This window comes from Arthrobacter sp. yr096, from assembly GCF_900108925.1.
Lineage (GTDB): Bacteria > Actinomycetota > Actinomycetes > Actinomycetales > Micrococcaceae > Arthrobacter.
Map to the genome: position 1 here is coordinate 38,132 of NZ_FNYI01000013.1, position 20,569 is coordinate 58,700.

General features: G+C 57.1%; 16 protein-coding genes. 15 read left to right on the forward strand and 1 reads right to left on the reverse strand.

All coding sequences use genetic code 11. The annotated features are described in order from the left end of the window. The first annotated feature begins 12 nt into the window (after positions 1-12). Together BMY91_RS21710 and BMY91_RS21715 are read left to right on the forward strand one after the other, a co-directional pair. On the forward strand, positions 13-441 hold the full coding sequence (locus tag BMY91_RS21710) for a DUF4913 domain-containing protein (protein ID WP_090825859.1): 429 nt from the start codon (positions 13-15) through the stop codon (positions 439-441). A gap of 254 nt (positions 442-695) precedes the next feature. Then, positions 696-1,862, forward strand: a complete 1,167-nt coding sequence (locus tag BMY91_RS21715; protein ID WP_371261070.1) for an ATP-binding protein — start codon at positions 696-698, stop codon at positions 1,860-1,862. A 301-nt stretch (positions 1,863-2,163) separates the two neighbouring features. Here the strand turns inward: BMY91_RS21715 and BMY91_RS21720 are convergent, their stop codons facing one another. Continuing rightward, a complete protein-coding gene (locus BMY91_RS21720; protein ID WP_371261071.1) occupies positions 2,164-3,069 on the reverse strand; it encodes a sulfatase/phosphatase domain-containing protein in 906 nt (301 codons plus the stop codon). A gap of 692 nt (positions 3,070-3,761) precedes the next feature. Here BMY91_RS21720 and BMY91_RS21725 point away from each other — a divergent pair. From BMY91_RS21725 to BMY91_RS21785, 13 genes are all read left to right on the forward strand, one after another. After that, entirely contained in the window at positions 3,762-4,436 is a 675-nt protein-coding gene (locus BMY91_RS21725; RefSeq protein ID WP_177179981.1) for a GntR family transcriptional regulator, read from the forward strand. 121 nt (positions 4,437-4,557) lie between these two features. Then, the gene (locus BMY91_RS21730; protein WP_090825870.1) at positions 4,558-5,925 is read left to right on the forward strand and encodes an MFS transporter; all 1,368 of its coding nucleotides are present in this window, start codon (positions 4,558-4,560) and stop codon (positions 5,923-5,925) included. Beyond that, positions 5,922-6,710 (forward strand): LamB/YcsF family protein, encoded by a 789-nt coding sequence (locus BMY91_RS21735; RefSeq protein ID WP_256212864.1) that lies wholly within the window; start codon positions 5,922-5,924, stop codon positions 6,708-6,710. The genes BMY91_RS21730 and BMY91_RS21735 overlap by 4 nt, the downstream gene beginning before the upstream one ends. Beyond that, a complete protein-coding gene (locus BMY91_RS21740) occupies positions 6,710-7,462 on the forward strand; it encodes a 5-oxoprolinase subunit B family protein (RefSeq protein ID WP_090825873.1) in 753 nt (250 codons plus the stop codon). Before BMY91_RS21735 ends, BMY91_RS21740 begins: the two co-directional genes overlap by 1 nt. Then, positions 7,455-8,450 carry a 5-oxoprolinase subunit C family protein gene (locus tag BMY91_RS21745; RefSeq protein WP_090825876.1) on the forward strand — a complete coding sequence of 332 codons (996 nt, stop codon included), beginning with the start codon at positions 7,455-7,457 and terminating at the stop codon, positions 8,448-8,450. The genes BMY91_RS21740 and BMY91_RS21745 overlap by 8 nt, the downstream gene beginning before the upstream one ends. After that, positions 8,447-9,763, forward strand: coding sequence for a carboxyl transferase domain-containing protein (locus BMY91_RS21750; protein WP_090825879.1), 1,317 nt, complete (start codon positions 8,447-8,449; stop codon positions 9,761-9,763). The genes BMY91_RS21745 and BMY91_RS21750 overlap by 4 nt, the downstream gene beginning before the upstream one ends. A 5-nt stretch (positions 9,764-9,768) precedes the next feature. Continuing rightward, positions 9,769-10,053 carry a hypothetical protein gene (locus BMY91_RS21755; RefSeq protein WP_090825882.1) on the forward strand — a complete coding sequence of 95 codons (285 nt, stop codon included), beginning with the start codon at positions 9,769-9,771 and terminating at the stop codon, positions 10,051-10,053. Next, positions 10,050-11,846 carry an acetyl/propionyl/methylcrotonyl-CoA carboxylase subunit alpha gene (locus tag BMY91_RS21760; protein WP_090825885.1) on the forward strand — a complete coding sequence of 599 codons (1,797 nt, stop codon included), beginning with the start codon at positions 10,050-10,052 and terminating at the stop codon, positions 11,844-11,846. Before BMY91_RS21755 ends, BMY91_RS21760 begins: the two co-directional genes overlap by 4 nt. 228 nt (positions 11,847-12,074) lie before the next feature. Then, positions 12,075-12,377 (forward strand): hypothetical protein, encoded by a 303-nt coding sequence (locus BMY91_RS21765; RefSeq protein ID WP_090825888.1) that lies wholly within the window; start codon positions 12,075-12,077, stop codon positions 12,375-12,377. A gap of 591 nt (positions 12,378-12,968) precedes the next feature. Next, a complete protein-coding gene (locus BMY91_RS21770; protein WP_090825891.1) occupies positions 12,969-13,676 on the forward strand; it encodes a GntR family transcriptional regulator in 708 nt (235 codons plus the stop codon). A gap of 559 nt (positions 13,677-14,235) precedes the next feature. After that, complete coding sequence (locus BMY91_RS21775; protein ID WP_090825894.1) at positions 14,236-15,540, forward strand: pyridoxal phosphate-dependent aminotransferase; 1,305 nt, start codon at positions 14,236-14,238, stop codon at positions 15,538-15,540. A 335-nt stretch (positions 15,541-15,875) separates the two neighbouring features. Then, complete coding sequence (gene ppsA / locus BMY91_RS21780) at positions 15,876-18,260, forward strand: phosphoenolpyruvate synthase (RefSeq protein WP_090825897.1); 2,385 nt, start codon at positions 15,876-15,878, stop codon at positions 18,258-18,260. Positions 18,261-18,688: 428 nt separating this feature from the next. Next, positions 18,689-19,849 carry an acyl-CoA dehydrogenase family protein gene (locus tag BMY91_RS21785; protein WP_090825900.1) on the forward strand — a complete coding sequence of 387 codons (1,161 nt, stop codon included), beginning with the start codon at positions 18,689-18,691 and terminating at the stop codon, positions 19,847-19,849. The last annotated feature ends 720 nt before the right edge of the window (positions 19,850-20,569 follow it).

Sequence of the window (20,569 nt, forward strand, 5' to 3'; positions counted from 1 at the left end):
GGACCTGTTCTAATGGCGAATGATTTTGACCTGTACGACACGGATACGCCGCCACCGGTTGCAGAGGCCCAAGGTGCGGAGAAGGCTCCGGTGCTCGTGTACGGATCCGCCGAAGAGTTCCTTCATGAGCAGCTGCTGCCCACCTATGTTCGCAGCGTCACAGGAAAGTCGGCCAAGTGGTGCGTCGAATGGTATTTCCACCCCGAGGCCGTCTCCCGCGTTGCCGCGCTCTGGCGGGCCTGGGAGCATCTGCGACTGGATCCAGCGACCGGCATGAGCGTCTGGTGGAAGGACCACGCAGACCACCACATGCGGGTGCTCCTTGATCCGCAGGGCCCGTGCTACAACTGCGATATGAAAGAACACCGCGAACCCGAACACCTCGAACCCCGCAAAGCCCCCGCGGGCTGGTTCCCGGACGTTCGAGACCTGCAGCAGTGAGTCGCCGTTAACTGCCGGCAGCAAACGTGCCCTCCCTGGCTGCAGCATCTCGCACGCAGGAGAGAGCTCCCCAATAGCGCCACAGGCTGTGGCACTATTTATCCAGCCGTATTGTCATGACACCCAAGTGGACCAAGGTCCGGTGAACCGTCCGGCAAGTTCCACGCCAAAGATCGCTAACCAAAGATAACGACTTATAACAAATCTTGTTATAAGTCGTTATAAGTGGTTATCCTTGGTCTATGGACCCAGCTATGAATCCCTTCAACCCGGGCTCGGGCGTCCGGCCGCCCGAGCTTGTGGGTCGCGACGGTGAGATTGATGCTTTCGACCTGCTGGTCGCCAGGTCAAAGTCCAACACCGTGGGGGATAGGGGCATGGTGCTTTCCGGCCTTCGGGGTGTCGGTAAGACCGTCCTGCTCAACGTCTTCGCCGAACACGCCCGTCGCAACGACTGGCTGGTCATCCAGATCGAAGCCCAACCCGGGGAGGCCGGCAAGACGGCCACCCGGGCAAAACTCGCCCGCGAACTGGACATGGGCACCCGTAGGCTTCGCGGCAAACCCGCTTGGAACTTCCTTCAGGGCGCCTTGGCCAGCATCGGCAATATCTCTGCCAGTCTCGGAGTGACCGGTCTTTCGGCCTCCGTCACTACCAAGCAACAAGGACGCGCGGACTCCGGCAATCTCGACATCGACCTCGAGGAACTGGTCGAGGACGTATCCCTAGCCATGCGGAAAGCACGCGCCGGGTTCGGTCTGTTCATCGATGAAATGCAGGACCTGGATGAAGAGCTGTTGACCGTGCTCCTCTCAATCCAGCACCTCGCGGGCCAGCGCGGCTGGCCCTTCTACATCATCGGCGCGGGCTTGCCCAACCTTCCCGGCAAGATCTCCGAAGCAAGAACCTATGGGGAGAGACTCTTCCTCTACCGAACCATCGGTCAAGTCAACAACGAAGCCGCGACCGAAGCACTCGCCCTGCCCATCAATAGGCTCGGAGCATCGCTGACACCGGATGCACTGTCACTACTCCTGTCGGCAGCCAACGGCTACCCCTTCTTCCTCCAGGTTTACGGGCGCTCCGCTTGGGAAGCTGCCTCAGAAAAGGTCATCAGCGGCGAGGACGCCCAACTAGCTGTACGGTTGGGCACCAGTGACCTCGACCATGGCTTCTTCGAAGCCCGATGGCAGCGCGCCACTAACGCAGAACGCCTGTACCTCAGGGCTATGGCCCAGGACGGCGACCAGCCCTCCGCAACAGGAGAAATCGCCGAACGACTCGGGAAATCAACCGGCAAGCTCGCGGTCATCCGGTCCCGGCTCATCGCTAAAGGCGTCATCTACGCACCGGAATACGGATCCATACAATTCACCGTCCCGGGAATGGCTGCCTTCATCGCCCGCCAAAACGAAGACTGACAACCTCGCCAGACCACCCACAACACGAGACCCCTGCAACGTGAGGACCCGCGTGCCAGGGAATACCTGACAAGGTGCGCGCCGATAAGCACCCATATGTCGTTCTAACCTCTAGGTACCCTCAGATCAAACAAATTCGTGCTGTGAGCGGAGGCTAGGCTAGGCTTTTTCGTCGTTCTGCGCGGAAGAGTACGTGGTTAGGCCCCGCTGGCATGAACTTTCTCATCCTGCGCCCGGCATCATATGCAAACTTGCGATGACGTTCAGCACTTGTTATACGATCGCCGATACTACCCGCGAATCAACTAGGTGCAAAGGTGCCGATCTCTGGAGAACCCGCTCCTAGGTCTTTGGATATCTGGAGATGCTGTCGAGTCACGGCCTCAACCCTCGGTAAACCAACACGCTCATACTGTTCGGTTGGGGCCTCGTGCAGCCACATTAGTTCGGCGATCAAGGTAGCCATGCGTAGCTCCAAGTCCGCATCGACAATCGGATTCGCCATACGAGGATCGGACGCAAGGTCAAAGAGAAATGAGCCCCCGCAGTTAGGAAATGCCTTCGACGATCTTGGAATGCGGAGCAACGGAATACCCCTGCTGAAGGAGAACTCCTCTGCCAAGGTGGACCCTGCTAGTTCCCCCAGAGACAACTCGACCGGCATATCGAGTGGCGAAAGCGTGTACTCGAACAGTGGTTGGTTGTCCCTAGTCGCGCATCCACGCATATACACATACTGTCCGTCCGTCACATTCATCCGGGATCCAAAGGTCCCGAATAGTCCTGCGTCGCGGACCGGGATGTCGGATCGAATGAGGGCCTCCAGTGACTTGCCTTGAACGTCACTCGCCCTGGGTGCTTCAAAGAAATCAAGAAGGGTGGGAGCAAAATCTGTGGTCTGAACCAGACTTTTACGAATTTCCCCGGAAGTTGCGACACGTGGATCCCAAATAAACAAAGGCATCTTTATGGGCAAGCCGTACGCTCGGGGAGAATCTGGGCCTTGACCGTGAGCCCCACCTACGACAACGAGGGTTTCCTGCCACAAGTCGAGCTCGTCCAGGCAGTCCAGAATACTGGTGAGTGCATGGTCGTACGGGGAGATTTGGTTGCTGTTCACCCCACTTCGCCGGCCACCTTGTCTATTTTCTTCTATCGAAGCGAGCGGCAGTTGTGGTCCTGAGCCAGCGAGGGCGGTATCTGCCACGGCGGAATGCTGCTTCGAGTCCGAGAGACTACTTTCGCCCGCACTAGGAGCAACGCAGTCGATGTATACGAGCCATGGATCTTTCTCAGCATTCGCACGGATGACGTCCAGTCCTCGCGCCAAGCCAGGCAAGCAGGCATGGGATTTGCTCGGCAGCAAATCACAGCCCGCGCCGTGAGTGTCTTCCTCGCGGAGGCCCTCGAATGAAACCGGATTGCCCCTGATGCTCCACACGTTCACGCCACGATCTCTTAGTGCTACGTGAACTGAACTGTCGAATGGTTGTGGTGATCCCGACGATGTATGTAAGAAGCTGTGCCGGCCCGTGTCCAATTCACGCCATCTTTGCTGAGCGCCGACCCCGCTCGGAACGTAGTTCCTAAACGACATTAGTGATTGGGTCATACGCTCAAAGGTTGTCGCCCCTATGTCCCGCTGCAGCACCTTCCAATCAAGGCCTTCTAGCATTACCACGACAGCCCGCAGCTTCTTGATGACTTCCCTTGGCTCTGACATAGGCATTTCCTGGGTTCTCTTAGTTCGCCACCCCGGCTGCGTTCCGGAATTCCGGCGGTGAAAGGTGAGGGTGATACGACGTACACCGAGTCTATCAGATCGTCGGACGAAAAATTGCTAAATCGTCGGACGAAAAGCGACAACGCGCTGAGCTGCGCGAAGTATAGTGAATGTCCATGAGCGGCCTGACCTTCAATTCCCCAAAAGTCCAAGGGCCCGCCAGTGCGCCCAACCGCGTGGCGTCCGCCATCCGCGATCAGATCATTGACGGCACCCTCGTGCCAGGTGTTCGTCTGCCCGAGGAGCGCATGAGGAGTGAACTAGGCGTCTCTCGCAGTTCACTGAGGGAAGGATTTCAGATCCTGATCCAGGAGCGGCTTTTGGTCCACGTCCTCAGCCGCGGCTTCTTTGTCAGGGAGCTCTCACGAGCTGACATAGCTGACGTCTTCACAGCGCGGAGGACCATTGAGTGCGCCGCACTACTTGAGGCTACAGCCCTGCAACCACAGCATTTGCAGGCCATGGCCCGGGCTGTAACCGAGGGTCGGGAGGGCGTGGAACAGAGGGATTGGCAGAAGGTGGCGGCTGCAAACATCAGGTTTCATGAAGCTGTTGTAGCTTTCGCGGACAGCGAGCGATTGAACATTATGATGCGCCAGGTCCTTACCGAGTATCGGCTTTCGTACCAATACATGAGCAGCCCTTATGCCTACCATGCGCCTTACCTGGAGAGGAATGTTCGCATAGCGGACCAGATACGTTCCGGGGACTTGGCTGGCGCAGCGGATGCGTTGCGTATATACCTTCACGAATCCGAAGAACTGCTTCTCGCTGACTTCTCAGAAATCTGATCATCAGACGATGAGAAGAATACGCTGACTTGTGGCCCTTGACATCGTCGGACGATTTTTCTACTCTTTTGTGATAGACGCCACACAGTGACGTGTGCTGCGTCCCACGAAGGGAAAAATCATGTCCTATTTGCCTCACAACCAAGAAAAATCTCAGCCATCGCCGGCGCTGATCCGAAAAGCCACCATAGGGGCGGCAGTGGGAAGCGTTGTCGAATGGTTTGACGTCGCCGTCTATGGCTATCTAGCTGCCACCATCGGCCAAGTCTTCTTTGCCATTTCGGATCCCACCGTGGCTCTCTTGAGCTCCTTCGCTGTTTTTGGTGCGGCGTTTGTCGTACGCCCTCTCGGCGGTCTCTACTTCGGAATGCTGGGTGACCGCATCGGCCGCCAGAAGACACTTGCGGCCGTCCTGCTGCTTGTGTCCGCGGCAACATTCGGTATCGGCATTGTTCCGGGGTACGCGAGCATCGGCATTCTGGCTCCCATCCTGCTGGTCCTTCTACGGCTTTTGCAGGGATTTTCGGCCGGCGGTGAACTTGGAGGCGCATCTGCATTTGTCGCCGAGTACGCGCCGCCGAAGAGGCGCGGATATCTGGTGAGCTTCGTCGAGATGGGCGCTATAGCGGGTTTCCTCTTGGGCTCTGTAGTGGTGTTGACCCTCAACTTCAGCCTCTCGCAACATGACCTCCTCGAGTGGGGATGGCGTATTCCGTTCCTGCTGGCCGCCCCAATGGGACTCGTTGGGCTCTTCATTCGCAACAAGCTCGAAGAAACCCCAGAATTCGAAGCACTGCGAAGCTCTGGGAAGGTGCTCAAGAATCCACTGAAGCAGACGATCACCCACCACTGGAAAGCAGTGCTCGTCGTCGGCGGATTTGCCCTGTTCCAGAACGCCGCGGTCTACATCATCCTCACGTTCCTTGCTACTCACATCTCGAGCAACCTCAAATATGGAGCACAGATTGGCTCCATCTCTTCGGTCATCACAATGGTGGCAGTCTGCATCGTAATCCCGTTGACGGGCGCGCTTTCTGACCGTATAGGACGCAAGAAGGTCCTTGGCACTTCCTGCGTTGCCGCCATTGTCTTGGCCTACCCGTTGTTCGTCCTTATGGAGCAAGGCAGCGTCGCGGCAATCGCAGGTCACGTTGGATTGGGAATCATCTTGGGCATATTCCTTGGCCCTGTCCTACCTGCAATGAATGAAATGTTTAGCACCGAAGTCCGTTACGGCGGATTCTCCCTGGGATACAACCTGTCAGCCTCCTTGTTCGGCGGAACAGCACCCTTCTTGGTAACCCTTCTGATTGCAAACACCGGCATTACAGCCTCTCCGAGCTTCTACATCATCGCAGCGGCATTGGTAACCTTCTTTGTCCTCGTCGCCACTAAAGAGACGGCCCCACGGATTCTCGAGTCGAGGGCCAAGGCACGTGAATCCGCCGGTGCCGGTACTCCGGTCTTGGAAGGAAGGGAAACGGCGTGACCACGAAAATGGTCGATCTAATCGCCGACGTCGGAGAGGGCTTCGGCTCCTACACGGCCGCGGACGATGAGGCAATGATAGAGCTCATAAGCTCGGCCAACATTGCTTGCGGCTTCCACGCCGGCGATCCCACGATCATGAAGAAGACCGTCGATCTCTGCCTAAAGTATGGTGTTTCCATTGGGGCTCATCCAGGGTTTCCCGATCTGCGCGGATTCGGCCGCTACGCTATGGACTTGCCGCCGGAACAAATCAGCGCGGACGTGACGTATCAAATCGGCGCACTCGACGGATTCTGTAGGAGCCGGAACGTTCCTCTGAACCATGTGACCCCGCATGGGAGGCTGGCCAATCTAATGGTGACCCACTCGCAGTATGCCGGTGCTGTGGCATCAGCGATTTACTCGTTGGAGCCCACGCTCATCGTTGTGGGCCAAGAAGGGGAACTAACGCGCTCCGCAACCGCTCTGGGGATGAAAGTCGCCCACCTGGCTGTAGTGGACCGAGGATACGCCGACGACGGTCAGCTCATTCGTCGCAGCGAACCGGGTGCGCTGATCCACGACCCCAACGAGATAGCTGATCGCGCCGTGCAGATGGTTCTTGAGGGAAACGTGCACTCCGCTAGCGGCAAGCTCATCCCGGTGAAGGCAGACAGCGTGCTGTTGCATGGCGACAAGCCCGGCTCTGTTGCAGCCGCCCGGGCGGTCCGCAAGGCGTTGGAGGCAGCAGATATCCAAATCGCTTCCCTGCCGGAAGTGGTGTCTACCAAGGTTGCAACCTGATGCTCTCACTTTCAGAATACGGTGAGTCCGCAGCCCTGCTGACTGCCAATATCGAAACGAGGGAAGGAACAACCCAGGCGGTATCCTTCACCGCGGGCGAGGCTAGCTCGGAAGCTGCCTGGGCGTTGGTCCACAACTTCTCTGACTGGCTACTGGCCTTTAGACCGCCCGGCGTGCTGGGCACCATCCCGACTTACGACAAGGTACTGGTGGAATTCGATCCGCTGGCGACGGACCACTCGACTGTCTACGCCTTCGCCCGGTCATGGCTGGCATCGCAAACAGCAGAAAAGATCACTCAACGTCCCGCCGGTCGAACATTCACCGTACCCGTTCTCTATGGCGGTGATGCAGGACCTGACCTGACTGACACCGCAGAACAGCAAGGCCTAAGCATCAAAGATGTCGTTAACCTGCACGTTGGAATGGAACATCCAATCCGCTGTCTGGCCCAGCACGGATCGATCATGCTTGACGGTCCTCCTCTGCCCAAACCCGTCAAACGCCGGGCTGAACCGCGAACGAGAGTGCCGCTAGGTTCGGTGATGCTCGCGGGCACTCAGGCTGTAATCCTGCCTACAACTTCGCCCTCAGGCTGGCAGGTGATTGGCCGCACACCCCTTAACCTGATCAACCACGACCTCTCATCACTTATCAACTACGCTCCGGGAGACATCATTCGGTACGCACCCATTACCGAGGACGAGTGGTCTTCTTACGCCAAGATGGCCATCGGAGACCTCGATGACTGAGATCTTACGCGTGGACCAGCCCGGACTCGGCGTGATTACTGACATGGGCCGATGCGCACCGCATCTTGGACAGTCTCGTAACGGTGCCCTCGACCAGGCATCCGCCCGCTTGGCCAACGCCCTAGTCAGTAACTCCTTGGACGACGCTGTCATCGAACTGGTGGCCATGGACTCGGTGTTTACAGTGCTATCGGATTGCGTTGTGGCGATCACGGGCGCGACGTCAACAGTGACAATCGACGGTAGGCACCATCTGACAGGGGAACCTCTGTTCGTACGCAGCGGAGAGCAGCTTGCCATAACGGACATTCGCGATGGCATGAGGGTTTACCTGGCCGTTCTTGGATCCTTCGACGTCCAAAGGGTGTTGGGAAGCTGCGCACCGGATGCTTACGTTGGAATCGGTCGAGGACTCCAATTGGGACAGGTGTTGGGTTCGGGAGAATCTCTTTCTGTCATAACGCCCCCAAAAAGACCTTTCATACGGATAGCCGCTCCGAGCCAGGCCGTACACGCTAGTCAGGCAAAAGTGGAGGTGACGCCAGGGCCACAATATGACGACTTCAGCTCGTCGCTGGACGCTTTCTACGGCTCGAGCTACACCGTGAGTGCCCAAAGTGACCATGTCGGGCTGCGGTTGCGCGGGTACATCCCGGAACGGGCAAGCACCGCCGAGATCCTCTCGGCGGGGACACCAATCGGCGCGATCGAAGTGACCCCCGGTGATGAGCTACTGGCGCTACACCGCGGTAGGGGAGTAACGGCTGGATACCCCATCATTGCTATTGCCACCTCCCGCGGACTGGACATCCTGGCGCAGGCCAGTCCAATGGCGGAAGTGGCCTTTAGCCTCGTAGATACTGCCATAGCCATTGCACAAAGGCGGGCCGACCACAGCAGGCTCTTACATATCCGTGCGCGGGCGGCAGCTGCTTTGGCGGCCCATGGGGTGGACTGCCCAATGAATTCCATGAAAGCAACACCATGACAGCAAATGTTCAGCTTGCCTTCGAATCCCCGAGTGGTACGAGGCTAAGCCACCCTTGGATCGACGCACTTTTCGACGATGGCACCTTCAGCGACCTCCTACCTTCTGGCGATGACAATCGTTGCCAGACAGGCCCCTTGGGGTTCGGTTTCATCAGAGGTCGCGGGGCGTACTTCCACGTTCTGGACCTAAATGTAATAAGGTCCCCTGAGAATCGCCATGCGGGCGGGTCTTTACCTTTCGTGATCGATCAAGCACTCCTGACCGGTCACCCCGTCATTACGGTCATCGAAGAGGCTACGCGCCCTGTCTCCGACCCAGCCGAATTCTCCACCCCCCGTTCAGCCCATCTGGAACCTGCCTTGCAGGCCATCCTCCGCGCATCCGGCGTGGTCCCACAGATCTGCATTACAACCGGTCCGCTGAATGGCTCGGAAGCCCTTCTCTTGGAAATGTCGGATTTTCGCATCGGCATCGGAGGTCCTGCCACTGTCGCTGCAATTGCTACGGAGGAGGCAGCTAAAATCAATGGAGAGACGCTCCCCAGAGAGTCCCGTAACGGGCTGGACCTGACAAGTGAAACCCTCGAGGAAACCGCACAAACAGTGCGGGCTTTGCTGTCCTATCTCCCGTCAAACAACCGGACCCGCCCGCCGGCTCTTCCATACACTTACGACGAAGAAGCTGAAACTGCCTCAGGTCAAACCACCGCAGCCCTGCTCGAGATCAATACCCTGGAAAACGAACCCTATGATCTCAGCGCAACGGTCCGGTGTTTTGTTGACTTCCAGGATTTACTGACTCTCGGGAACGCAGAACCCGCCGCACTGAATGTGGGATTTGCGCGTATCGCCGGACGTCCTGTCGGGATCGTTCAAAGCGACCCTCTCACCGACCTCGGTCATCTGGACAGCACCAGCATGCGCAGTACGTCAAGGTTTCTCCGTCTCTGTGATACGTACAACCTGCCTGTCATCTCTTTCACAGACGCTCCAGGGCTGATGCCCGGAGCAGCCGAAAACGACTATGAACTGTTGAAGAATATGGCTGCCCTGACAGCACAGTACCGAATGCTGACCGTTCCGCTCGTTGCAGTTCTGGCCCGCCCGAGCAGTAACGACGGAACACTGACAATGGGCGTGAACGCAGCCGACGAGATCCTGCATTTGCTCCCAGCAGATGAGAATAGTCCCGCGCAAACACAGACTACCCCTCGCGCCACACGTGCTTCTCTGATCGAGTCACTCCTTCGTCTTGAGCATAAGACGTCGGTTCTCGGTCCAGCCCGCAAATATCCCGGCCTGGTTCAGTGATGAACATGCCCAACCACCGCACTTCGACTCTTCTGTCAGCAGACGGGCAGTTGAAACCCGAAGAACTTATCGCTGTCGCGGCCGTTATCGCGGCACTCAAACGGCGAAAAATGGCACCGACCCTGGCGTCGAAGGTCACACCACACCGGTGGAACACCGATGGCTACCCGGCCCGCTCCGTCCATGACCACGAATGGGGCACGCCAGCGGCCTACATCGCGCAACTGCACCAGGCCCGATCGATGCTGCCCTACATCATGCCCTTATCGCTCAGAAAGACTGCTCAATGACCAAGACCCCCCAGGAACCAATCCGTAGACTGCTAGTCGCGAATAGGGGAGAAATCGCAGTACGCATAATACGCGCCGCGCGCGACCGTGGAGTGACAAGCATCGCGATTTACTCTGAACCGGACGAGGGGAGTAAGTTCGTCCGTCTGGCTGATGTCACCGTTCCCTTAGCTGGTTCAGCAGCGGCGGAGACGTACCTCAACATCGATGCCATTCTTGCAGCTGCAAAGTCGAGCGGAGCTGACGCCGTGCACCCGGGATACGGCTTTTTATCCGAGAACGCTGCGTTCGCTGAAGCCGTACTAGCTGAAGGTCTGACTTGGATCGGGCCTTCGCCCGATGCCATACGTGCTCTGGGGGACAAAGTAACCGCGCGCAAGATCGCCATCGAGGTCGGAGCCCCCCTTGCGCCCGGCACACCAAACCCTGTGAACGGCCACGAGGACGTAGAGGCCTTCGCCCGAGAGCATGGTCTGCCCTTGGCGATTAAGGCCGCATACGGCGGCGGAGGCCGCGGGATTAAGATTGCGCGCAAGTTTGAGGACATTCCTGAACTTTTCCGTTCAGCAACCCGCGAAGCTGAACTGGCATTCGGTCGTGGTGAGTGCTTCGTTGAACGCTATCTCGAACACCCCAGACATGTAGAGACACAAATCCTTGCGGACTCCCACGGCAACGTCATCGTGGTCGGCACAAGAGACTGTTCAGTCCAGCGTCGTTTTCAAAAGTTGGTCGAAGAAGCTCCCGCACCATTTCTCACCAGCGCCCAGGAAGCTTCCATGCGGCAGGCATCACGAGACATCGCACGAGCCGCCGGATATGTCGGCGCTGGCACCGTCGAGTTCCTGGTCGGAGGAGATGGACTAGTCTCCTTCCTTGAAGTGAACACCAGGCTGCAGGTCGAGCACCCCGTTACAGAAGAGACCACCGGAATTGATCTCGTAAATGAGCAGCTCAATATCGCAGAAGGAAAACCACTTTCCGTGCTGCAAGATCCCATTCCAAGCGGGCACTCCATAGAATTTCGCATCAACAGCGAGGACCCCGCTTCCGGCTTCCTCCCACATCCGGGGGAGATTCGACGCCTCGTGTTTCCTGAAGGGCCGGGCGTCCGAATCGACTCTGGCATTGAACAGGGATCGACAATCGGTGACCATTACGACTCATTACAAGCCAAGATCATAGTGACGGGCAGGGACCGCCAACATGCCCTGCAACGGGCACGCCGAGCCTTGGCTGAAGTCGTCATAGACGGTGTGCCGACTGTTGTGCCCTTCCACCGATCGATCTTGGAAGAGCCTGCCTTTACGGCGAACGATGGAAAGTACGGCATTTATACCAATTGGGTTGACCACGAGTGGGTAAACACCCTACCGCCACAAGACACTGATGCTTCGCTCAAGGACGAATATCGGGAAACCGAAACTGTGGTTCTGATAGTTAACGGCAAGAAGGTCGAGGTATTGATTCCTCTCGAATTTCTCGCTATGGAGGCTGGTCAGCCTAGACAGACGGAGGAAAATACACCACGTTCTATCGTCCAAGAAGCGGATGCACAGGAGTCCGCAGCTGGCGAGTCAATTAAGGCACCAATGGCGGGTGCGGTCACCCGCATCGAGGTCGCAACCGGAGACATTCTGGAACAAGGGGCCGTCGTTGCCGTCATGGAAATCATGAAGATGGAACACCCTGTGCTAGCAACTTCGAAATGCACTGTCCGAGAGATTTACGTTGAACCTGGACAAACCTTGGCAAAGCACGAACCCATCATCCGTGTGGAGTCCCTAATCTAGGGAGATTCACCGGAGTGGCTGACTCCCGAGGCATCCGCGTTGGAACTCGTTCCAAGACATTTTCATTGCCTGCCACTCCAGCAGTTTGGCAGGCAATGAAAAGAGCGACCATTCGACAAGCTCGTACTTTCGCTCCGCCAATGCCGGCAGCAGCATTACGGGGCAGGGAGCTGCGTGCGGCCAAATCCGTAGCCGAAGCGGGCATCAGATATAGTCAAGAATAAGAGCATGGTCATCACCGAAGGACAGGCCTTTTTCGTCGAAGCAACTGATCCTCGTCGCATCGACGAGGAGTTAAACCAGGCCGTCGACGCGGCAATCCAGTACCCCATCAGAGAGGGCCGACACGGCATTCTGGTAACCCGCACCGGCTATACGACCTTCACTGTCGTCATCAGCGGCAGAGTTCCATACGGAGACCTTGGAGGAAACCGCGCACGTCGACATGTTGGTGTCCGCGTGAAGGTCCTTTCTTGGTATAAGGGGGATGAGACTCGTATGAACGCTATGGACATCCCGCTTCCGCGGTGACTATGTGGTGACTTCCCCAGGAGTCCTCCCTCTTTCGCTGCCACAGTACTTGCTGGTGCGAGGCCGGGGTGAAACTTTGAACGACGGAGCATGCCGAGCGCTCCCCGAGTAGGATTAAGGTCTCAAGCGACGGACCCGAGCACAGGCGTAGTATTTCGGTGTTAGACACACAGACATGCACTGCTACACGGCAACGCTCTGACACTCAGCGGGCAGCGCTTGTGGCCATCATGTGAGATGAGTGAAATTATGCTCGCCGACCCCAAGCCGACCAGATGCATGGTCGAACTTCACGGATTATTTGTCTATTCTTTGTCTATTCGTTTCTTCCATACGATCACTCTGTTTCGGCTTCCCGACGTCAGACGAATAGAATAAAGACAAGGGATGGTGGGTTACGATCAGTTACCGGACATGATTGCTTGTTTTCTGAGCGCCGGCCTGCCCTAAGCTAGGTTTCTGTAGTCATGCTGACGTTACAGCGGCGGTTCACCAACAATCCGCTGAGCATAGGTCCTGGCCCGCCACGGCTTCACATGCGTGATGCCGTACCTTAGGTTTGAAAGACAGGACGGGAAGGACTCCCAAATCATGAGCAGTCGCACCGAGCCAAGTCGTCGACGCCCGCAGCTGAGTGATGAAGCGTCGGCTTACGTTCGAGGTCTGATCATCTCCGGTGAGCTACGTCCTGGAACGTCGGTTCGCCCCGAAACGATCGGCGAGGCCCTCAATATCTCCACAACGCCTGCCCGTGAAGCACTCCAGGCTCTGCGTGTCGAGGGTTTTTTGGACCTCGTACCTCGACGGGGTTTTCTTGTGGCGCCACTCAATGGCAAAGACATCCGTGACTTGTTCCTGGCCCAAGCGCTCATTGCAGGAGAACTGGCTGCACGTGCGGCTGCGAATGCCTCCGCGCAGGACATCGACGAACTTCAAGCTCTTCACCACGAATTGATTGCGGCAGCCTCCCGCAACAACCATGATCTGCTGGAGGAGAAGAATCATGCCTTCCACCGCCAAATAAACATCATGGCTGACTCACGAAAAATTAGCTGGACTCTTGGCTTGATCACGCGCTATGTTCCCAGGCGCTTCTATTCCTCCATCCAAGGTTGGCCCAAGGCCACGGTTGAGGACCATGGAGAGCTGTTGGAGTGCATCAAGGCGAAGGACAGCGACGCGACTCGCGCAGCCATGCACGAGCACATAGTCCATGCCGGGGAACTGCTAGCCACACATTTTGACGAACGTGTCGCAGCAGCCCTGACGGAGCGACCGCGAGCACAGGTGTCGGTCTAACTCGTCGGTCGTAGGCCAAGACCCGCAAGCGGACGTTGCTCAGGCACATATTGATGCACTTCCTGCATCAATAACCTAAATGCACGCATTTTACACATTACTGCTCTGAGAGGAAGATGAGACGAACACCTCAGAGGTCGGATCCAAGGGACCTCAAGGAGTTAGTCCAAAACTCTTTTCACAGGAAGAACGCAGTTGTCATGAAAAGCAGAGCCCTTGTGCAGAACGGAAACGTGGACCGGCATCCGAGTCAAGCGCTGCGGGGGGACCCTCTGTGGCCGCTCGCTGGCGTTCGGGGCCTAACCGCAACCAGTGCATCCCATGAGCGCCCAAACGAGATGAAACCATTCCCGCAGTCCTTGAACTCGTCGACTGTGGACGGCAACAGTGGCCTTGATAGCCCGTAGAGGGCACCGGTCGGCCGAAGGCATTTCCATATCCACCTAAGCGGCATTGCTTCCGCCAGGTAACCCAGCATGGACCTGGATTCAGGTTATCGGTTTCGCCCGCCCACTCGAAATGGTGCCTGCTGTCTGTTTAGTGCTCACGAAGCCTACCCGTGATTTTACAGGTCACCGTTCCTTCCTTGTCGGTGGAACTGCTGCTGCTCACAACTTCAAGCCACTCAACTGGTGGATCCGTCTTCTCGCACAATGCAGTCGAGACAAGAAACTGGACCGAAATCATGAATAAGAACCTCATTCTTCCTGCGTTGCCCGCCCCGGCTGCGTCCACGGCTGTAGAACGAATCGTCAAGGCCTCGCGCCGGCCGGCGAACCTCGGGAAGGTTGAAGAGGGTGTAATTTCGCTTGCCATGGGGGAGCCCGACAACGGCACTTCTGTTGACGTGGTAGATGCCGGCATAGCAGCTCTTCGCGCAGGTCACACCCGTTACTCTGCGTTGACGGGGATGCCGGAACTACGTGACGCACTCGCCGCATCGCTATCCGAAAAATCTGGTCGTTTGATCGAGGCACAACAAGTGGTCGTCACGCACGGCGGCAGCGCGGGTCTGGCCGCATCTATCCTGAGCCTGATCGAGCCGGGCGACAAGGTCTTGATTCCGGAGCCCACGTATTCCCTCTATGCAGACCACTTGGCTATGGTCGGTGCACAGGCCGTGTGGGTGCCCAATTTGCCAGATGGCACCCTTAACCTCGAGAAACTTGAGCAGGAGGCACCTCAGGCGCGCATGGTCATTCTGTGCAACCCTGGAAACCCCACGGGCCGCGTTTATGCCGCTGGCGAGTTACACGCCTTGTCGAGGATCCTGGAAGCTAACCCCCGGCTTTTGCTGCTGGCGGACGAAGCCTACTCTGACATAGTTTTTGACGATCTCCCCTTTCTCTCATCTCTGCAGTTGCACTCCATTGCAGATCAAGTGATTTGCTGCAGCACATTTTCCAAGACTTACGCAATGACAGGATGGCGACTTGGTTACGTTGTTGCATCCCCAGAGCACGCAGCAGCTATTAACCTGATTCACCGGTCTATCAACGGCGCGATCAACACCTTCGTGCAAGAAGCAGGGGTGCAGGCGCTCAAGACTCCGGCGCACGATCTGAAGTCCCTGACTGATTCCTATCAATCCCGACGGGACATCGTCGTAGAGCTTCTCAGCAGCGTACCCGGCGTCAGCCTCCTGGCACCGCAAGGGGCATTCTATGCATTCCCAAAAATTGAATCGAAGCTGTCTTCGGAGCAGATGGTCTCTCACTTCGCCTCAGCGGGCGTATCAGTCCGTTCAGGCGCCGAATTCGGCCCGTCAGGCGAAGGACATGTGCGTATCTCGTTTGCCACCGATCTGCAAAGCCTCACGGCAGGACTCCAGCGACTCGTGGCTGCCGTCGGTGCTATCGTCTGATCGCCGACATGCCACTAAATGGCGCGGACGATTCTCTCGGGGCGGAAGTTCGAAACTCTTCTCCTCCGCGGCCCCTCGAAATCTTCTAAAGCCGGCCGATGCTGCGCGTAGGAACCGGACGAGGTTCATGCCCGCCCCAAATCCAATAAAGCAAACTGCACAGGCGCTCATAACAAGTGTGATTCAGACCCTGTGAAGGCTCTACCTACGTTTCACTGAGCGGCCCGGTTCGAGGCTGATGCGCTCAGGGCCAACATAGGCTACCCCGGATGCCGGTACCACAACAGCGCGGTCGGACCTGGGGGGCCTTCCAGTACGTCTGCAAGGAGCAGAAAATGACGAATAACATTCTTTGGTTTTCCGAGATCGGTCTTGGAGACATCGACAAGGTAGGCGGCAAGAACGCCTCGCTGGGTGAAATGCTGCAAAACCTGACGGGGTCCGGGGTGAAGGTCCCCAATGGATTTGCCACCACCGCTGACGCCTACAGGCGCTTTGTCGTTCAAGAAAGGCTTGATGCGCGAATCGAGGCGCGCCTTGACGGGTTGGACGTTGCAGACGTCGCAGCACTGTCTGCGGCGGGAAGCGACATCCGGGCAATGATTCGAAAGGCGCCGTTTCCCCAAGACTTGGAGCTTTCCATTCGGGAGGCCTATGACCTTCTCGTCGAGAAACACTCCGGTGATCACTCATTGTCCTGGGCTGTTCGCTCCAGTGCCACCGCGGAGGATCTCCCTGATGCCTCCTTCGCCGGCCAACAAGAGACATTCCTCAATGTAAGTGGCATCGATAACATCCTGCGCTCCGTCAGGGACGTGTTTGCCTCTCTGTTTAATGACCGTGCTATTGCTTATCGGGTACATCATCGTTTCGCTCACGCTGATGTGGCAATATCAGCGGGTATTCAGCGCATGGTGCGCTCTGATGTTGGAGCGTCCGGTGTCATGTTCACCATGGATACAGAAACGGGCTTCAGTGATGCTGTGCTCGTGACTGCCTCCTACGGGCTCGGTGAAGCGGTGGTACAAGGCGCTGTTAATCCCGATGAGTTCTACGTATATAAGCCTTCCCTTAGAGCTGGACGTCCAGCCATCTTGAAGCGTAACCTCGGGGACAAGGCAATCCAGATGGTCTACGCCGAGAACCACAGTGAGAAAACCATCGATTTGTCCGATGTTCCGAAATCACTCCGAAGCAAATTCAGCATCACGGACGCAGACGTAGAACTTCTCGCCAGGTACGCCCTTGCCATCGAGGAACACTACGACCGTCCCATGGACATTGAATGGGGCAAGGATGGCTTCGACGGCGAACTTTACATCCTCCAGGCCAGGCCGGAAACTGTCGAATCCCGAAAAACCCACAGTCAGCTGGATCGCTACCGGCTCAACGAAACGGGTCCTACTCTCTGCGAAGGACGGGCGATCGGTCAACGCATAGGTGCCGGAAGCGTTCGGGTACTCCGTGAGCTGAGCGAAATGGCCCAATTTCGCCCGGGCGATGTGCTAGTTGCCGACATGACGGACCCGGATTGGGAGCCCATCATGAAACGGGCCAGCGCCATCGTCACCAACAGAGGTGGAAGGACATGCCATGCCGCGATTATTGCCCGCGAACTCGGCATACCAGCGGTAGTAGGTGTTGGCACTGCAACTTCGGTTCTGTCTGACGGCATGGAGGTGACCGTCTCCTGCGCAGAAGGGGAGACGGGTTTCATTTATGACGGTCTGCTGGACTTCGCTGTGGAGCGCACGGAAATAGAGCAGATGCCTGAGGTGCCTGTCAACATCATGATGAACGTAGGTACACCAGAACAAGCCTTCAGTTTCGCGGCGCTGCCCAACCACGGCGTGGGCCTTGCCCGCCTGGAGTTCATCATCAACCGCCAGATCGGCATCCATCCAAAGGCTCTTCTCGCATACGACGAGCAAGCGGATGCAATCAAAGCGGAGATTGATCTGCGAATAGCGGCTTATGAGAACCCTCGGAGGTACTACATTCAGCGCCTCGCTGAGGGAGTGTCGACAATCGCTGCCGCCTTCGCTCCGGCCCCTGTGATAGTTCGCCTTTCAGATTTCAAATCGAATGAGTACGCAAACCTGATCGGTGGAGCTTCTTACGAACCCGTCGAGGAGAACCCCATGATCGGCTTCCGAGGAGCATCGCGATACTTGGATCCAGCCTTCAGGAAAAGCTTCGACCTCGAATGCGAAGCCCTGCGATACGTCCGGGACGAGATGGGTCTGACCAATATCAAGCTCATGGTTCCGTTCGTCCGAACCATCTCAGAAGCGCAGGGCGTCACTGATCTGCTCTCTGAGAACGGCTTGCGTCGCGGGGTGAACGGACTTGAGCTCATCATGATGTGCGAGCTCCCGGCTAACGCCCTTCTCGCCAACGAGTTCCTGGACTACTTTGACGGCTTTTCAATCGGCTCGAACGATATGACGCAGCTAACCCTCGGCCTGGATCGTGATTCGGCAATCGTGGCCGGTAGTTTCGACGAGCGCGATCCAGCAGTGAGGAAGTTGCTGCAGATGGCCATCCGGGCATGCCGCGAACGCGGAAAATACGTTGGCATTTGTGGCCAAGGACCCAGCGACCACGAAGATTTTGCTGACTGGTTGGCGCAGGAAGGCATCGATTCGATATCGCTCAACCCTGATTCGGTAGTTGACACCTGGCAGCGCCTTGGAAACAGGGTGCCTGCGTTGAAGTGAGACCACCAAACCCCTACTGTAAATCGTCTCTGCAGCAACAGCCCCGAGGAATCATTCCTCGGGGCTGTTTCTTTTGTGCGCGTACGCCACGGCCCGGGTGCCTGGTCTCTTGCGCACAACTACGACAGGGTCCTTCTCCTTGGCCAACGCCGACATATATCAAATGACTGAGCGTTGTCAGCCGCTGTACTTCCTGAGCAGTAGCTCTGCCCGGATCCTTGCCTCGCCGGAAGCGACTGCGCAAGAGCCCTCGCCCTCAAAATGCCCGGAGCGCCAAGGGCCTCTACTGAGAAATATATTGTGTCGCAGGAGTCCCTGCCCACTGACCCGTGGTCACTTTCACCTAGGCCAACGCACTAGCCAGAACCGCAATATATTATGTATTATAGAACGGAGGAACAACCTCCTAGTCCTAAGGGAGCGACAGCATGCTTGAGCTGAATGAAGTTGAAAAGCTACGGGAACGAACCCGCGCCGTTTGTGCCGACTTTCCAGATGAATACTGGCGGGAAACGGACCGGAACCGCCGGTACCCACAGGAATTTGTTGACCGACTCACTAAAGAAGGGCTCCTTTCCGTACTGATTCCGGTCGAGTACGGCGGGCTTGGTCTGAGTCTGACTGAAGCCAGCGTCATCATGGAAGAGATCAATAAGTCCGGTGGCCATTCTGCTGCCTGCCACGCGCAGATGTACACCATGGGCGCCCTTCTCCGTCACGGCAGTGAAACTCAAAAGCAGGAGTACCTCCCACAAATTGCATCTGGCGAGTTGCGGCTGCAGGCCTTCTCCATCACTGAGGACGAAGCCGGCTCAGACACCACCAGCATTAAGACCGAAGCCGTTCACGATGGAGAAGACTTCGTGATCACCGGACATAAGAGCTGGACCAGCAGAATCGACGAATCGGACCTGGCTTTGGTCCTGGCCCGGACGTCATCGAAAACTGAAAAGAAGACAGAAGGCATCACGCTGTTCCTTGTCGACCTTCGGCAAGTACGAGCCGAACAGCCGGACACGTTGAAAGTGGTCAAAGTTCGGACCATGTTCAACTACGCCACCAACCAGGTCTACTACCAGGGCATGCGGGTCCCTTCCTCTGCCGTCATTGGCAAGGTAGGCCAAGGATTCCGATACGTACTGGACGGGTGGAACGCTGAACGAATTTTGCTCGCATCCGAAGCCATTGGGGACGGCTACTGGTTCACTGACCGTGCGGTCGCCTACGCTAACGGCCGAACGGTCTTCGGACGCAAAATCGGCGCCAATCAAGGTGTCGCGTTCCCTATCACAGATGCCTATATGAAAGTCCGCGCCGCCGACATGATGCGCTACGAAGCCGCCAGGCTCTTCGACGCTGGCTTGCCTTGTGGCGCTGAAGCGAATATGGCAAAACACCTCGCTTCTGAGGCTAGTTGGGCCGCTGGCAATGCTTGCCTTGACACTCACGGTGGCTACGGTTTTGTTGATGAATACGATGTAGAGCGCAAATTCCGTGAAACGCGTATGTTCCAAGTTGCACCAGTAAACAACAACATGATCAAAAACTTCGTTGCCACTAAGGTACTTGGATTGCCGCGGTCATACTGAGTGATCAGCTTCTAACGCGATCGTTAAGAACCAGCACTGAATTTTGGTTTGCGGCCATGCATCCTGGTTGAGGCCTGGCCCCTGCCTCTCAGGGGGAGGACCAGCATCGGATGGAGTACTCCACCAGATGAACTCCATCTGCCGCGATTCCCACAGGCCAGCAATCCGAGGCGCCATACGGCCAATTGCCCGTATGTTCAGGCTGTGGCACACCGCCGGTTACATCCAGGTGTTGTGCCACAGCCGGGCGGAAACGATGAAAGAGCTGCTGTATTACCAAGCGGTAAGACCACCATTGCCCTCCAAATCATCCTCGAACGAGGTATATCAGCATGACTAATTCAGCACGCACAAATCACGGCCACCGGACAGGAGAACACTGCCCCGTTACGGGTTGGTGGGTTCGTAATTCTGGGCCTGCAGAGCCCCGCTTCTTGATCGAAGGCAGTCTTATGCCGGCGGCCGATGGTGAAGCGGCGTCCTGGTTATTGACCAATGCTGTCGCTCCTGGGCAAGTGCTCCGTGCCGGCGCCATCATTGATCCGAAGTGATTCGCATGTGAGTTGAACCCCGAAAGCTCCCTCGGGTCGAAACAATGGCCCGAGGGTCAGAGGACGGGACCTCAAGGAAAGTTCGCGGGAGCTAGGGCTAGGTGCTGTTTTCTTGACGCGTGGGCTCACTGTCGATATTCCCAACAGCATAGAGTTTGCCCACCACCCG